The 15,099-nt window shown below is 69.1% G+C and carries 11 protein-coding genes; 7 read left to right on the forward strand and 4 right to left on the reverse strand.

Annotated features, from left to right (window positions below; all coding sequences use genetic code 11):
- Positions 1 to 8: 8 nt before the first annotated feature.
- Both ppc and AB4Y67_RS10100 read right to left on the reverse strand, forming a co-directional pair.
- Positions 9 to 2,825, reverse strand: coding sequence for a phosphoenolpyruvate carboxylase (gene ppc, locus AB4Y67_RS10095; protein WP_441405639.1), 2,817 nt, complete (start codon positions 2,823 to 2,825; stop codon positions 9 to 11).
- A gap of 222 nt (positions 2,826 to 3,047) precedes the next feature.
- The gene (locus AB4Y67_RS10100) at positions 3,048 to 3,728 is read right to left on the reverse strand and encodes an NADPH-dependent F420 reductase (RefSeq protein WP_441405640.1); all 681 of its coding nucleotides are present in this window, start codon (positions 3,726 to 3,728) and stop codon (positions 3,048 to 3,050) included.
- A 155-nt stretch (positions 3,729 to 3,883) separates the two neighbouring features.
- Here AB4Y67_RS10100 and AB4Y67_RS10105 point away from each other — a divergent pair, with 155 nt between their 5' ends.
- Positions 3,884 to 4,504 carry a TetR/AcrR family transcriptional regulator gene (locus AB4Y67_RS10105; RefSeq protein ID WP_441405641.1) on the forward strand — a complete coding sequence of 207 codons (621 nt, stop codon included), beginning with the start codon at positions 3,884 to 3,886 and terminating at the stop codon, positions 4,502 to 4,504.
- Positions 4,505 to 4,530: 26 nt separating this feature from the next.
- A complete protein-coding gene (locus tag AB4Y67_RS10110; protein WP_441405642.1) occupies positions 4,531 to 5,376 on the forward strand; it encodes a DUF1684 domain-containing protein in 846 nt (281 codons plus the stop codon).
- On the opposite strand, the gene AB4Y67_RS10115 is transcribed toward AB4Y67_RS10110, so the two are convergent.
- Both AB4Y67_RS10115 and AB4Y67_RS10120 read right to left on the reverse strand, forming a co-directional pair.
- Positions 5,373 to 6,512 carry an acyl-CoA dehydrogenase family protein gene (locus AB4Y67_RS10115; protein WP_441405703.1) on the reverse strand — a complete coding sequence of 380 codons (1,140 nt, stop codon included), beginning with the start codon at positions 6,510 to 6,512 and terminating at the stop codon, positions 5,373 to 5,375. The genes AB4Y67_RS10110 and AB4Y67_RS10115 overlap by 4 nt on opposite strands.
- 98 nt (positions 6,513 to 6,610) lie before the next feature.
- Positions 6,611 to 7,456 carry an SDR family NAD(P)-dependent oxidoreductase gene (locus tag AB4Y67_RS10120; protein WP_441405643.1) on the reverse strand — a complete coding sequence of 282 codons (846 nt, stop codon included), beginning with the start codon at positions 7,454 to 7,456 and terminating at the stop codon, positions 6,611 to 6,613.
- 229 nt (positions 7,457 to 7,685) lie between these two features.
- On the opposite strand from AB4Y67_RS10120, the gene AB4Y67_RS10125 reads away from it, so the two are divergent.
- From AB4Y67_RS10125 to AB4Y67_RS10145, 5 genes are all read left to right on the forward strand, one after another.
- Positions 7,686 to 9,041 carry a glycoside hydrolase family 76 protein gene (locus AB4Y67_RS10125; RefSeq protein WP_441405644.1) on the forward strand — a complete coding sequence of 452 codons (1,356 nt, stop codon included), beginning with the start codon at positions 7,686 to 7,688 and terminating at the stop codon, positions 9,039 to 9,041.
- Positions 9,042 to 9,209: 168 nt separating this feature from the next.
- The gene (locus tag AB4Y67_RS10130; RefSeq protein WP_441405645.1) at positions 9,210 to 10,265 is read left to right on the forward strand and encodes an iron ABC transporter substrate-binding protein; all 1,056 of its coding nucleotides are present in this window, start codon (positions 9,210 to 9,212) and stop codon (positions 10,263 to 10,265) included.
- 4 nt (positions 10,266 to 10,269) lie between these two features.
- Complete coding sequence (locus tag AB4Y67_RS10135; RefSeq protein WP_441405646.1) at positions 10,270 to 11,862, forward strand: ABC transporter permease; 1,593 nt, start codon at positions 10,270 to 10,272, stop codon at positions 11,860 to 11,862.
- Positions 11,859 to 13,034 (forward strand): ABC transporter ATP-binding protein, encoded by a 1,176-nt coding sequence (locus AB4Y67_RS10140; RefSeq protein WP_441405647.1) that lies wholly within the window; start codon positions 11,859 to 11,861, stop codon positions 13,032 to 13,034. Before AB4Y67_RS10135 ends, AB4Y67_RS10140 begins: the two co-directional genes overlap by 4 nt.
- 105 nt (positions 13,035 to 13,139) lie before the next feature.
- Positions 13,140 to 15,056 (forward strand): glycogen debranching N-terminal domain-containing protein, encoded by a 1,917-nt coding sequence (locus tag AB4Y67_RS10145; protein ID WP_441405648.1) that lies wholly within the window; start codon positions 13,140 to 13,142, stop codon positions 15,054 to 15,056.
- Positions 15,057 to 15,099 lie beyond the last annotated feature (43 nt).

Here is a 15,099-nt window from a genome sequence, read left to right on the forward strand (position 1 = left end):
AGCCGGGGTTAGCCGGTGTTGCGCAGGCCGGCCGCCACGCCGTTGACCGTGATGAGCATGGCGCGCTGGAGGCGTTCGTCGATCTCGCCGTTGGGCATGCTCTCCCCCGCGGCCTGGGAACGCACGCGGCGCAGCAGCTCCACCTGCAGGTAGCTGATCGGGTCGAGGTACTGGTCCCGGATCTCCAGTGAACGCTTCAGCGTGGGCTGAGCGTCCAGCAGCAGGTCCTCGCCGGTCAGGTTCTGGATCTCGGTGACGGTGAGCTCGTACTCGGCCCGGATGGCACGGAAGAGATGGTGCAGCTCCTCCGGCACCAAGGTCGAGACGTAGTAACCGGCAATGTCCATGTCCGTCTTCGCCAGGGTCATTTCCACATTGGAGAGCACCGAGCGGAAGAAATGCCAGCCGTCCATCATTTCCACCAGCTGGGCCGAGTGGCCGGCTTCGCGGGCGGCCTTGAGCCCGGAGCCGACGCCGAACCAGCCCGGGACGATCTGCCGTGACTGCGTCCAGCCGAACACCCACGGGATGGCCCGCAGGCCTTCGAGCCCTGCGCCGGAATCGGGCCGCTTCGAGGGCCGGGAACCGATATTGAGGGACCCCAACTGCTCCACCGGGGTGGACGCCATGAAGTAGGCCGGCAGGTCCGGGTCATCGATCAGGGTCCGGTACCGGGCGAAGGCGGCGTCGGAAATGGTCTCCATAACGTGGCCGTAGCGTTCGCGCTGGTCCTCCGAGGTACGCGGCGTGCGGTGCAGCGCGGATCCCTGCATGACCGCCGCGAGTGAGAGCTCCAGGTTCTCGCGGGCGAGCTCGGGCAGCGAGTACTTGTCCGAGATGACCTCACCCTGTTCGGTGAACTTGATCTCGCCTTCCAGCACCCCGTTGGGCTGGGCCATGATCGCGTCGTACGTCGGCCCGCCGCCGCGGCCCACAGACCCGCCGCGGCCGTGGAACAACCGCACCCGGACGCCGTGCTTCGCCGCGACGTCGCGCAGCTTGCGCTGCGTCTTGTGGATCTCCCACTGGCTGGTCATCACCCCGGATTCCTTGTTGGAGTCCGAGTATCCGAGCATGATTTCCTGCACGTCCCCGCGTAGCCGCACCAGTTCGCGGTAGGAGGAGTCGGAGAGCAGCGCGTCCACGATCTCGGCCGAGGCACGCAGTTCCTCCACGGTTTCCAGCAGCGGTGCGAAGCCGATCCTGGCGTACGGGGCCTCGCCGAAGAGGCTGACCAGCCCGGCCTCGCGGGCCAGCACCGCCGCGGCCAGGACGTCGTCCGCACCGCGGGTCATGGAGATGATGTAGGTCTCGATCACGTCCGGGCCGTACGTGCGCAGGGCGCGGCGGATCTCGCGGAAGACGTCGTACGTGCCGTCGGCCACGCCATCGAGCTTGATCGGATGGCCGGACAGCGGGCGGCGGGACGCGAGTTCGGAGCCCAGCACCTCGAGCCGTTCGGAGCGGCTGAGTTCCGCGTACCGGACGCTGGGCCCGCCGAGGCGGTCCATCAGCTGCCCGACGGCGTCGTGGTGGTGGTCTGCGTGTTCGCGGATGTCGAGGGTTGCCAGATGCAGGCCAAAGGAGGCGATGGCGCGGCGGACCCGGGCCAGGGCGCCGTCGGCGGCGAGTGCGGCGTGGTGGTTGCGGAGCGAGCGCTCCAGCAGGCCCAGCTCGGCGAGGAGCTCCGCGGTGGCGGTGTAGTCGCGGCCGGGCTCGTGTGCCGATCCGGCCGCGACGCGCCGCGCGGTGTTGAGCAACTTGGCCTTGATGCAGGTGAGCTTGAGCCGGTACGGCTCCTGGGCGTTCAGTTCGAGGACCCTGCGGTCCAGGCCGGGCAGGTTCCCGAGGTCGACGTCGATCGAGTCCAGCAGCTCCTGGTCCGCCCCGGCGAGCGCCGTCGAGTTGGACAGGATGGAGATCAGCCCGTCGATCAGGCCGATGCTGATCCGCGCGGCGTGCTGGTTCTGGATCTGCAGGATTTCCCGGGTGACGGCGGCGGTGACGTTGGGGTTGCCGTCCCGGTCGCCGCCGATCCAGGAGCCGAAGCGGATGGGGGCCTTCTGCGCTGGCAGGCTGACGCCGTGCTCGGACAGCAGTTCGGAGAGGTCCGAGAGCATTTCCGGCATGGCGTCGCCCAGGATGCCGGTGAGGTAATAGATCGCGTTCCGGGCCTCGTCCACGGGGGTGGGCCGGACCTGGCGGAGTTCGTCCGTCTGCCACATCTGGTCGATCACTTCGGCGAGCTGGCGGTCCTGGCGGCGGCGCGCGGACGTGCCCTCCAGCGTGGATTCGGAGAGGATGTCGGAGAGCCTCCGGACCTTGTCCAGCACCGAGCGGCGGGAGGCCTCGGTGGGGTGGGCGGTGAAGATGGGGCGGACGTCGAGTTCGTTTACGACCTCCTGCAGCACGGAGCTGCCGGCCTGGTCCGCGATCTCCTCGACGGCCTTGGCCAGCCAGCCGTCCTTTTCCTGCCGCGTGCGCAGTCCGCGGACCCGGTGGACCTGCTCTGCGGCGTTCGCCAGGTGGAAGTAGAACGCGAACGCGCGGACCAGGTCGGTGGCCTGCTCGAGGGGCAAGGAGCCGAGCAGCTCGCGGACCTGGGCGACGACGTCGTACGAGCTCCAGGGCCCGGTGGCGTCCGCACCGCCGCGGGCGGCTTCCTTGGATTCCTTGGTCAGCAGGCGCACCTGCTCCACGAGGTCCAGGAGCTCGGGGCCGTGCTGGCGGACGAGGGATTCGCCGAGGAGTGTGGACACCCGGCGGACGTCGGCCCGGAGTTCGGCGGCGAGATCGGCGCCGGAGTGCATTGCAGTGTCAGCCATGGAAACATCTTTCGAGAGGACTTGGCTCGTACACTGCGCTGGATACTGTGAGCCGGGTTACTTTCTTCCCTAAGGATGCTACCCGCAGCCGCGGCCGGCGGGGAATCTGTCTCAGATAGTGTCCGGTTCAAGAGCCATGCACCCACCGTACGCGCGCGGCAACCGCCAGACCAGACACGCCCCCGGCCGCGGGCCCGGCCCGCGGACGGTTCCGGTCTAGCCCTACCGTGCGACCTTGAAGTTGAACGCTCCGGTACCCAGCGCGCCCCAGACCCGCAGCCAGAGCGGCAGGATCATTTCAGCGCCGCGGGCGGTGCTGATGTCGCCCAGATCGATGATGTCCCGGTGCCCCAATTCCCTGAGCAGTCCCCGCACGGTTTCCTTGGCGTCCGCGTCGTTTCCGGAGATGAAGACCGAATGCTCTCCCCCGGCCACACTTGCCGGATCCACCATCACGCTGGCGGTCATCGTGTTGAGGGTCTTGACCACGCGCGCCTCCGGGAAGGCGTGCTGGATCTGCTCACCAAGGCTGTCAGTGTTTACCGGGTTCAACGACGGCGGAAACCCTTGCGAGAAGTCCAACGGGTTCGCGACGTCCATCAGAACTTTGCCGCTCAGGTTTTCCGCCCCCGCCGTAGTGAGCGCCTCGAGGGAACTTGCGCCGTTGGTGGCATTGACGACGACGTCGGCCCCCGCAGCGGCGTCCGCGAGAGTCACGACGTCGATCCTGCTGTGCGCGGCGTGCCACGCGGCAAAGGGTGCGCCGCCCGTCGCGCCCGGCTCGGTCCGGGCCACCGTCGCCCGTGGATCGCGGGTGCCGATGACCACGTCGTGCCCCAGTGCGTCCAGCGCTTCCGCGAGCGCGGGGCCAACCGTCCCGGTTCCCAGTACGGCAATTTTCATGGTGTCCTCAGTTCTGCAAGCCAGGTAGACAGGTCCGTCTACCGTTGCTCGGACGCTATCAGACAGGCCTGTCTACGACAAGGGCAACATCTTCTCGCCGGAGTGGACGTGCGGGACCCGACCGCCCTAGACAGACTTGTCTGTAGGATGGAGCCATGACGCCGCCAGCAGACGCCGCAACGCAGGCCGCCCGCACCCCCGCCGGGCAGGCCCGGGACAAAATTCTGTCCACGGCTTTCCGGCTGTTCTATGCGCACGGGCTCCGGGCGGCCGGCATCGACACAATCATTGCCGAATCGGGCGTCGCGAAGGCCACGTTCTACAAGTATTTTCCGGCCAAGGATGACCTGATCCTGGCGTATCTGGAGAAGGTCGACGACGTCTGGACCGGCCAGCTCCACACCGCGGCGGAGGCCGCCGGACCAGACCCCGCGGTCCAGCTCGTGGGGCTGTTCGACGCGCTGACCAGCGCCTGCCGCCGGGACGGCTACCGCGGGTGCGCCTTCATCAACGCCGCCGCCGAGTCTGCCTCCGGAACCCGCGTCCATGAGCGGACGGTGGCCCACAAGGAGAACATTCGCGCCTGGATCCGGGATCTCGCCGTTCGGGCCGGCGCCCAAGATCCGGACCAGCTAGCCCGCAGCCTGACCCTGCTGCTCGACGGCGGCCTGGCCAGCGGGGTGCTCGACGGCGACCCCGCGGCCGCCGCCGCGGCCCGCGACGCCGCAGCGCAACTCGTGGCCGCAAGCCGCAGCACCGCACCCACCCCCAACTGACCGGCAGCAATCCCCAGGAGGAACCCGTGAGCACCCCGCACCGCGATCCCGAAGCCCAGCTCGCCCGCTGGCAGCGCTTCAGGAATAGCCGCAACACGGCCCTGGCCGGCGACTACGGCTGGCTGACGCTGACCTCCTTCCAGTGGCTGGAGGGCCAGCCGGCCGCCGTCGAACTGGTTCCCGGGCTCTGGTCCACGGACGGCACGACGGCGTTCCTCACCGCTGCGGCGGCGGACGGGCTCACCCTCGTGGAGACCGGCGGGCCCGTGGACGGCACCATCAGCGCGACGCTGTCCGACGAGGAGTCCCTGCTCTGGGTCCAGTACGGCGGCGAGGACGGCCGGCAGGTGGTGGTGGAGCTGGCCATGCGCGCCAACCAGTACGCCGTGCGCACCCGGGATTCGACGTCGCCCGTGTTCACCGAGTTCGATGGCGTCCCCACCTTCGACTACCGGCCGGACCTGGTGGTTGAGGCCAGCTTCCGGCCCTATCCGGAACCCGTGGACGTCCCGATCGGCACCGCCAACCCGCTGGTCGACGGCGTCCACCGCACGGTCGGCGAGCTCGTGTTCCGGCTCCCCGGCAAGGACCACGAGTTCCACCTGCAGGCCGAGGAGGAAAAGCTCGGAGCCCTGACGGTCACGTTCCACGACGAGACCAATGGAGACTCCGCCCCGGAGAAGGCAACTGCCGAGTGGCGGAAGGTCTCCACAGCCCGGCCGCGGCCGGACAACACCGTCATCCTGGACTTCAACCGCGCCATCAACTACCCCAGCGCCTTCACCCCGTACGGCACCTGCCCCATGCCGGTGAAAAACAACAGCCTGGACTACCGGATCGAGGCCGGGGAGAAGGAACCGGCGCTCTTTTAGACGATCGCCGAAACCCCGGTCACGGCCCGGCCCACGATCAGCGTGTTGATCTCGAAAGAGCCCTCGTAGGTGTAGATCGCCTCGGCGTCGGCAAAGATCTTGGCCATCCGGTAGTCGGTGACGATCCCGTTCCCGCCCAGCAGGGACCGACCCATCGCCACGGTTTCCCGCATCCGGGCGCTCACATAGGACTTCGCCAAGGCCACCTGGGGCATGTCCGCCGCGCCTTTCTCCTGCAGCTGGGCGATCCGGACCATCATCCCCATGCTGGCCACGGCGTTGCCGAGCATGGTCACCAGCTGCTGCTGGACCAGCTGGAATTTCGCCAGCGGCCGGCCGAACTGCTGACGTTCGACGGCGTACTGCCGGGCGACGTCGAACGCGGCCAGCTGCTGCCCGACGCCCTGCCAGGCGACCATGATCCGGGAGCCGCGCAGGAGTTCGTTGGTGTCCTCAAAGCTGTTGATCCCGGCGAAACGGTCGGCCTCGGCCACCTGCACGTCCTTGAAGACAATGTCGGCGTTCTGCACCGTGCGCAGTGCGATCTTGTTCTCGATCCTGCTCCGGCTCACGCCGGGCAATGTGGCGTCGACGATGAAGCCGCGGACGGCGCCGTCGGCCTCGTCCCGGGCCCAGACGAGCATGTAGTCGCAGAACGTCCCGTTGCCGATCCAGCGCTTGGCGCCGTTGAGCACCCACGTGTCGCCGCCGTCGGGAGCCCCGCCGGGAACGCGGCGGGCGAGGGTCTCCATGCCGCCGGCCACATCGGAGCCGTGGTCCGGTTCGGTCAGGGCGAAGGCGCCGGTGGTCCGGAGGTTCGCGGCGTCGTCCAGCAGGCGCGACTTTTGCTCCTCGGATCCAAAGCCGTAGAGGGATTCGACAAAGAGGTCGTGGTGGACCAGGAAAAACGTTGCCAGCGAGGTGTCCACCCGGGTGATCTCGGCGATGACCAATCCGGCGAACAGATTGCTGTAGCCGCGCTGCGCCGGTGCGCTGAGTTCGAGTGCCGCCAGCTTGGGCAGGATGTGCGCGGGGAACTCGGCCTTGTTCCACCAGTCACCGGCGAAGGGTGCCACCTCGCGGGCCAGGAAATCCCGCAGCTCGGCGAGCTTTTCCTGTTCCGTAGCGTTGAGCATCGACTCGAAGTCGAAGAAATCGGCTGTCGGCAACCCCTCGTAAGAGAGAGGCGGCGCGGAGACGGGCAGACCGAACGGAGCGGCAACCCCGGCCGGCATCACTTCGGCCCCATTCGGATGGCACCGTCAAGGCGGATGGTCTCGCCGTTGAGCATGGCGTTGTCCACAATATGCGCGGCGAGGTTCGCGTACTCGTCAGGCTTGCCCAGCCGGGACGGGTGCGGCACCTGCTGCCCGAGGGAATCCTGGGCTTCCTGCGGCAGACCGGCCATCATCGGCGTCTCGAAGATGCCCGGCGCGATGGTGACCACCCGGATCAGCGAGCGCGCGAGTTCACGGGCGATCGGCAGCGTCATCGCATGGACCGCCCCCTTGGAGGCGGCATAGGCCGGCTGGCCGATCTGCCCATCGAAGGCAGCGACGGAGGCGGTGTTGATGATGACGCCGCGCTCCGGGCCGCCGAGCCCGGTTACGGCCGGCTCGGTCGCCGCCATCGCGGCCGCGGCAAGCCGGATGACGTTGAAGGTGCCCACAAGGTTGATCTGGATGACGCGGTTGAAGCTCTCCAGCGGCAGCACGCCGTCGCGGCCCAAAACCTTGCCGGGGGTCGCGATCCCGGCGCAGTTGACCACGATCCGCAGCGGGCCCAGGGCGACGGCGGCGTCGACGGCGGCCTGCACCTCGTCCTCGCTGGTGACATCGGCCGGAACGAAGACCGCCTTGTTGGCCGCCTCTTTCCGGTCGCCGGCGCCGCGGGCATCCACAGGGGCTTCCACAGGGGCTTCGCCCCGGGTGTTCAGCTCCGCGGCGAACGCGTCACCGGCGGAGCTTGGCAGGTCCACCAGGACCACGGAGGCTCCGGCGTCGAACAGGCGCCGGGCCGTCGCGGCGCCCAGGCCCGAGGCCCCGCCCGTAATCAGCGCGACTGTACCTTTGATGTCCATGCATCCTCCTTGATGTGGAACCGGAACCCGCCACGACACTGTGTGCAGTGTCACGAAGTTGCAGGGAACATTAGTTAGTGAATGTTAACTGGAATACGGATATTCCGCACCTTCGCCGGCGCCGCCGCCCGCCGGACGGCGGGGTGGTTCACGCAGCCGGGCCGGAATCGCCTCCCGCGGCGCAGCCGCGATCCCGCCCCGGACGTACTGCCGCTACTAGGCTGGAGCCATGACCCCAGCAGAGATCTCCACCGCCCCCAACTGGTCGTTCCGGGCCGACGAAGCGGCCCGTTCCGTGACCAGGCTGTTCGGGCAGCGGCTCTTCTTCCTGCCGGGGACACACATCGCCGCGATCGTGCGGCCCTCGGGCCGGGTCAAGAATCTTGCCCGGCCGTGGCACTACTGGTGGCAGGCGCACTATGTGGACTGCCTCGTGGACACCGGCCGCCGGGAACTCGGAACCGAAGGAAGGCCCGGAACACGGTTCGACGGCGAGAACCGGCCCAGCGCCGGCCGGCTCGCCTCCCAGTTGGTCGCCGGGATCCGGCTCCGCAATTTCCTGACCTTCGTCAACAACTATTACGACGACATGGCCTGGCTGGCACTGTCCACGCTGCGGCTCGAGAAACTCGCGGAGGACAGCCGCAAGGCGGCCGGCCGCGGCCGCAACGCCCGTGCCCTCAAGAGCCTCACGCTGCAGTTCGATTCCGCCTCCACGGACGACCTCGGCGGCGGCACGTTCTGGAGCAAGAAGCGGGATTTCAAGAACACGCCCGCCACGGCACCCGTGGCGCTCTACTACGCCCGCACCGGCAAGGCAGCCAGGGCACAGGCCCTGATGGACTGGCTGGATGCCCGGCTTTTCGACCCGGAACAGGGCATGTACCAGGACGGCCTGCGGATCGCGCCGGGGGGCGACGTGGTGCTGGAAAGCTCCATTTACACCTACAACCAGGGGCCGGTCCTCGGCGCGCTGCTGGAACTCGGCGGCGAAACCAACCTGGCCCGCGCCTCCGCGCTCGTGGCTGCCGTGGCCCGGAACCTCACCCTCCCGGCCCCGCTGATGGGGCGCAGCGCCACGGTGCTGCGCTGCGAGGGAACGGGCGACGGCGGACTGTTCACCGGCATCCTCGTCCGGTACCTGGCCCTCGCCGCCATCGACGAGCGGCTTCCCGCCGAGGCCCGGAACACGGCCGCGACCCTCGTGAACGACACCGCCGAGGCTTTCTGGGAGGGCCGCCGCATCGTGTCGGCCCAGGAACCGCTGGCCCGCAAGGGCGGCCGGATCCTGTTCTCCACCCGCCCCGAACTGCCGGCGCGGCGCAGCTACCCGGCGGGCGCCGCCGTCGAGCTTTCCACCCAGCTGCAGGCCTGGATGGTGCTGGAAGCGGCCGCCTCCATTACCGGCAGGTCCGGCCTCCCGGACGAGGCAGTCCCGGACGAGGCGGCGGAGCCGGAGCCCGCAGAGGCGGACGCGGCGGTCCCGGACGCGGACGCGGAGGCGGAGGCGGCGCCGCGCGCAACGCCAGCAGCACCGGCCGGGACGCCGGCCGAATCACGCACAGAATCCCCCGCCGGCAATTAAGTCACGCAATAGTTTCGTAATTGATGTGATCCTGATCACTTAAGCCGCTCTCGGCTTGGTTGCTTAGGTTTGGCTAACCTACAGTTTTTCCTAGTGAGCATGCCCTAACTTCCCCCGCTCACAGGGGGCTAGGGTTCCTAAGAACTTCCTTGCAGAAAGCAGCCCCCAATGAAGATCCGCACCAACGCGCTGGCAGGTGTCGCGCTGGCGGCCACCGCCGCGCTCGGCCTGGCAGCCTGTGGCTCCGCCGCCTCGACTTCCCCCGGCAGCAGCGCTGCCGCCGACGGCAAGGTCTCCGGCGAGATCACCGTCTACAACGCCCAGCACGAATCCCTGACGCAGGAATGGGTGGACGCGTTCACCGCGGAAACCGGCGTCAAGGTCACCATGCGCCAGGGCTCGGACACCGAGATGTCCAACCAGATCATCCAGGAAGGCAAGGCCTCCCCCGCCGACGTCTTCCTCACCGAAAACTCCCCGGCCATGGCCCAGGTGGAAAACGCCGGGCTCTTCGCCGACGTCGACAAGGCCACCGTCGACCAGGTGCCCGCCGAATTCCGGCCCTCCACCAACAAGTGGACCGGCATCGCGGCCCGCTCCACCGTGCTGGTCTACGACAAGGCCAAGCTCACCGAGGATCAGCTGCCCAAGTCCATGCTGGACCTGGCCAAGCCGGAGTGGAAGGGCAAGTGGGCGGCGTCTCCGTCCGGCGCCGACTTCCAGGCAATCGTCTCCGCCCTGCTCGAGCTCAAGGGCGAAGCCGCCACTGAGGAATGGCTCCAGGGCATGAAGGAGAACTACAAGGCCTACAAGGGCAACAGCACCGCCATGAAGGCGGTCAACGCCGGCGAGGTCGACGCCGCCCTGATCTACCACTACTACTACTACGGCGACCAGGCGAAGACCGGCGAGAACTCCAAGAACGTCACGCCGTACTACTTCAAGAACCAGGACCCGGGCGCATTCGTGTCCGTCTCCGGCGGCGGCGTGCTGCAGTCCTCGAAGAACGCGGCGGCGGCCCAGGCCTTCGTCAAGTTCATCACCGGCAAGAAGGGCCAGGAGATCCTGCAGAAGGGCACCTCCTTCGAATACGCCATCGCCTCTGACGTCCCGGCCAACGAGAAGCTGGTCCCCCTGACGGAGCTGCAGGCCCCCGTCGTGGATCCGGCCAAGCTCAATTCCGCAAAGGTCACCGAGCTGATGACCAAGGCAGGACTGCTGTAACCGCGTGACAACCAAGCTGGCGGCTCCCGGGACTTCCGGGAGCACGACGACGGCGGGCCGGGGAAAACGCCCCCGCCCGCCTTTCGGCGTTTCCGCGGTGTCCATCCTCGCGGTCCTCATTGCCCTGTTTTCACTGATCCCGCTGGGTTACGTCATCGTGATGACGGCCGCCACGGGGTGGGAAACCGCCGTCGCCCTGATCTTCCGCGCGCGTGTTGGTGAGCTCCTGCTCAACACGGTGCTGCTGATGGCCATCACTGTGCCCCTCTGCCTGGTCCTGGGCGTGGGCGGCGCATGGCTGGTGGAACGGACCACGCTCCGCGGGCGCAAGTGGTGGGCCGTCCTGCTCGCCGCGCCCCTGGCCATTCCGGCCTTCGTCAACAGCTACGCCTGGGTTTCCGCCGTGCCGTCCCTCGAGGGGCTGTGGTCCGGCGTGCTGATCGCCACGCTGTCCTATTTCCCGCTCGTCTACATCCCGGCCGCCGCCACGCTGAGCCGGCTGGACCCGGCCATCGAACAGTCCGCTGCGGCCCTGGGCCTCGGCGCCTGGCGCGCCTTCTTCCGGGTGGTGCTGCCGCAGCTGCGCATCGCGATGACCGGCGGCGCGCTGCTGGTGTCGCTGCACCTGCTGGCCGAGTACGGTGCCTTCGCGATGATCCGCTTCGACACGTTCACCACAGCGATCATGGTGCAGTACCAGTCCACGTTCAACGGCACCGCCGGGAACATGCTGGCCAGCGTCCTCGTGTTCCTCTGCCTGATCCTGCTGCTGGTGGAAGTCCGCAGCCGCGGCAGCGCCCGGTACGCCAGAATCGGCTCGGGCGCCCAGGCCGGCGCCCTGCGCCTTCCGCTGCACGTCTACCAGCTCCCGGCCCAGCTGTTCCTGATCGCGCTCACCGCGCTGGCCTTCGGGCTGCCGCTGACGTTCGTGCTGCGCTGGATCATCGCCGGAGGCCCGGAGATCTGGGCCGCGGACGAGTTCCTGCCCGCCCTGCTGCAGACCCTGATGTACGGCCTCGCCGGCGCCCTGGCCACCACCGTCGTCGCGTTCCCCATGGCGTACCTGGCCGTGCGGCACCCCAGCTGGTTCAGCAAGGCCCTGGAACTGTCGAACTACATTACGAGCTCCCTGCCGGGGATCGTGGTGGGCCTGGCCTTCGTCACGGTCAGCATCAAGGCCGCACCGGACCTCTACCAGACCTCAGCCCTGCTGATCGCGGCCTATGTGCTGCTCTTCCTGCCGCGAGCGCTGGTCAACATCCGGTCCGGCCTGGCCCAGGCGCCGAAAGAACTCGACGAGGCCGCCCAGGCCCTCGGCAAGCCCCCGCTGCTTGCCTTCCTCCGGGTCACGCTGAGGCTCACCGCGCCGGCCGCCGCGGGCGGCGCCGCCCTGGTGTTCCTCGGGATCGTGAACGAACTCACGGCGACACTGCTGCTCTCCCCCAACGGCACCCGGACGCTTGCCACCGAGTTCTGGAGCAAGAGCAGCGAAATCGACTATGCCGGTGCCGCCCCCTACGCCCTGCTGATGATCCTGATCTCGGCACCGATGACCTACCTCCTCTTCCAGCAGTCCAAGAAAGCAGCGGGACAGTGACCGACCACAGCCCTTCCCGGCTCCCGGAACCGCGGATCGCCGCTTCCGTAGCCACCAGCACCAACAGCCATCTGGAAATCGACTCCGTCACCAAGAACTTCGGCAACCAGGCCGTCCTCAAGGGCGTCAACCTCTCGGTGGCCAAGGGCGGGACGACGGCGATCGTGGGCCCGTCCGGCTCCGGCAAGACCACGCTGCTGCGGCTGATCGCCGGTTTTGAGCACCCGGACACCGGCAGCATTTCGCTCAACGGCGCCAAGGTGGCCGGCGAGGGCGTCTGGGTCCCGGCGCACAAGCGTCACGTGGGCTACGTGGCGCAGGACGGCGCTCTCTTCCCGCACCTGAGCGTCGGACAGAACATCTCCTTCGGCCTCGACTCCGCCAAGCTCCCCGGCGGGCACCGCGGCGTAAAGGCCCGGGTGGCCGAACTGCTGGAAATGGTGTCCCTTGACGCCGCGATGGCCAAGCGCCGCCCGCACCAGCTCTCCGGCGGCCAGCAGCAGCGGGTGGCGCTGGCCCGCGCCCTCGCCCGCGAGCCCGAACTCATGCTGCTGGACGAACCGTTCTCCGCCCTGGACGCCGGACTGCGCGTGGCCACGCGCCGGGCCGTGGGCAAGGTGCTCCACGACGCCGGCGTCACCACCATCCTGGTCACCCACGACCAGGGCGAGGCACTGTCCTTCGCGGACCAGGTGGCAGTGATGCGCGGCGGGCGGCTGGCGCAGATCGGAAACCCCTTCATCGTGTACACCCGGCCGGCGGACCGCGCCACCGCCGAGTTCCTGGGCGACGCCGTCATTCTCGATGCGTGGATGGAAGGCTCCCTGGCCACGTGTTCCCTCGGCGGCATCCCCGTCCGCCGGCCTCCCGCGCAGGGCCGGGTCCAGCTGATGCTGCGCCCGGAGCAGATCCGGATCGCCGAGGACGGTCCCATCCGCGGCGTCGTGGTGGACACCGATTACTTCGGCCCGGAAACCACTGTGCGGCTCAAACTCGCCGTCCCGCCCGTCCTCGCGGAAGGCGCCGTGGCCGACCACCGCTACCCCGGGGGCGGCGAAATCATCACCATCCGGCACTGGAACGCCTCGATCGCCCGCCCCGGCACCGAACTGTGCCTCCGCGTCGTCGGCGAGGCCGTGGCCTTCCCGGTGGATGACCTGCCGTCGGCCTAGCCTCCACCGGAGCGGCTGCGCCTTCACCGACGTACCGTGAACACCCGGGGTCGCACCCCGCGGGGCCCGTTGAGCCGGTCCGGCTCCCGGCATAGGGTGGGGCGCATGACAGTTCAGCCAGCGCTCCACCGCCAGCACTGCTCCGTTGCCGCCCCCACCCAGTTGTGGCTCGACGCCGAAGGACGGCTGGCCGGCGCCGCTGACGCCGCCGGCGCTTCCAGCCCCGCCAGTGCCGCCGGCGGTGGCTGGTTTACGGGGCTGTTGCACGGGGACACCCGGATGCTGTGCCGGGCAGAGGTCCGGGTGAACGGCATGGAGCCGGAACCCGCGACGGTCGAGGCGGAGGCCGGCGGTGTGCTGCGCGTGCGGGGACTGGTCCGCGGCATCCCGGGGCCCACGGAGGACCCCGCCGTCGAACTGCTGCAGATCTGGACCGTCACCCCAGGCGTCGTCCGGCACTCCCTGCACCTGGCCACCTCCCTTGAGTCGCTCGATGTGGAAATCGAAATCCAGCTCGCTGCGGACTTCACCGATATGGCCGCCATCCGGCTCAGCCGCTTCCGGGATCCCGCCGAGCCGTTCGCGGCTGATGATTCCACGCTGCGCTGGCGCGACGGCGGACGGACCCTGACCGTCGGGGCCCCCGGCAGCGTGGCGGCCGGCGAAAGGCTCCTCTGGCGCGGAACGGCAGGGCGGGGACGCCCCTTCGAAGCGGAATGGCAGGCAGTGCTGGCCGACAGCGAAGACGCCGTGGTGGCGGCCCGGCCGCCCGCCTCGCGCCGGGTCCGTGCCGAGCCGTCCGGCACCCTGGGCCTGCTGCTGGACAACGCACTCGATGATCTCGCCGGCCTCCGCCTGGCCACCCGGAAGCTGCCGGACGCGCCGTTCCTCGCCGCCGGGGCGCCCTGGTACTTCACGCTGTTCGGACGTGACTCGCTCTGGGCCGCGCGGCTGCTCCTGCCGCTCGACGCCGGGCTCGCCGCCGGAACGTTGCGCTCCCTGGCCGCTTTCCAGGGCACCCGGGACGACCCGGCCGCGGCCGAGGAACCCGGCAAGATCCTCCATGAGCTCCGGTCCAAGGAGCTGGTGCTGGAAATCCAGGGCCTGCGCCTGCCGCCGGTGTATTACGGCGCCGTGGATTCCACCCCGCTGTGGCTGTGCCTGCTGGCCGAACTTGGCGAGTCCGGACTGGACGACGCGGCGGTCCGCTCGCTGCTGCCAAACGCGGCACGGGCGGTGGAATGGCTGCTGGCCGCCCGGGGCGCCCCCGGAAGCCCGAACAGCGGATTCCTCAGCTACCAGGACGCTACCGGCCACGGTCTCAGCAACCAGGGCTGGAAGGACTCCCGGGACGCCATGCAGTTCCGCGACGGCCGCCAGGCTGACGGCCCCATCGCCCTGTCCGAGGTCCAGGGCTACGCCTACCAGGCCGCCGTCGACACCGCCGATCTTTTCGACGCCTATGGCGAACCCGGCGGCCAGGCGCTGCGGGACTTCGCCGAGGCGCTGCAGCAGAATTTCCGCGAGCGCTTCTGGGTCGAGGACGACGGCGGGCCCTTCCCTGCCATGGCCCTCGACGGGCACGGCGATCCCCTGGACATCCCGGGCTCCAACATGGGACACCTGCTCGGCACCGGAATCCTGGATGCCTCGGAAGCCCGGCTCGTGGCGGACCGGCTGCTGAGCCCCGAGCTGTTCTCCGGCTACGGCGTCCACACGATTTCCCGGCGGGCCGCCGGCTTCTGGCCGTTCAGCTACCACTGCGGCTCGGTCTGGAGCCACGACACCGCGATCGCGGTCCGGGGGCTGCTCGCGGAGGGATTCCTACCCGAGGCCCGGACCATCGCCGAGGGGCTGCTCGCCGCGTCCGGCTCCTTCGGCCACCGCCTGCCGGAACTGTTCGCCGGCATCAGCGCGGAGGAGTCGGGCCACGCGGTGCCATATCCGGCGTCGTGCCATCCGCAGGCGTGGTCCTCGGCGTCGGCGGTGGTGATCGCGCAGGCCATGGGCGTCGGCTTCTAAAGTCCGCCGGCCGGGCAGCCGGGGCGCGGGCTGTCGGGGCGCG

This window comes from Arthrobacter sp. YAF17 (assembly GCF_052113365.1).
Classification (GTDB): domain Bacteria; phylum Actinomycetota; class Actinomycetes; order Actinomycetales; family Micrococcaceae; genus Arthrobacter.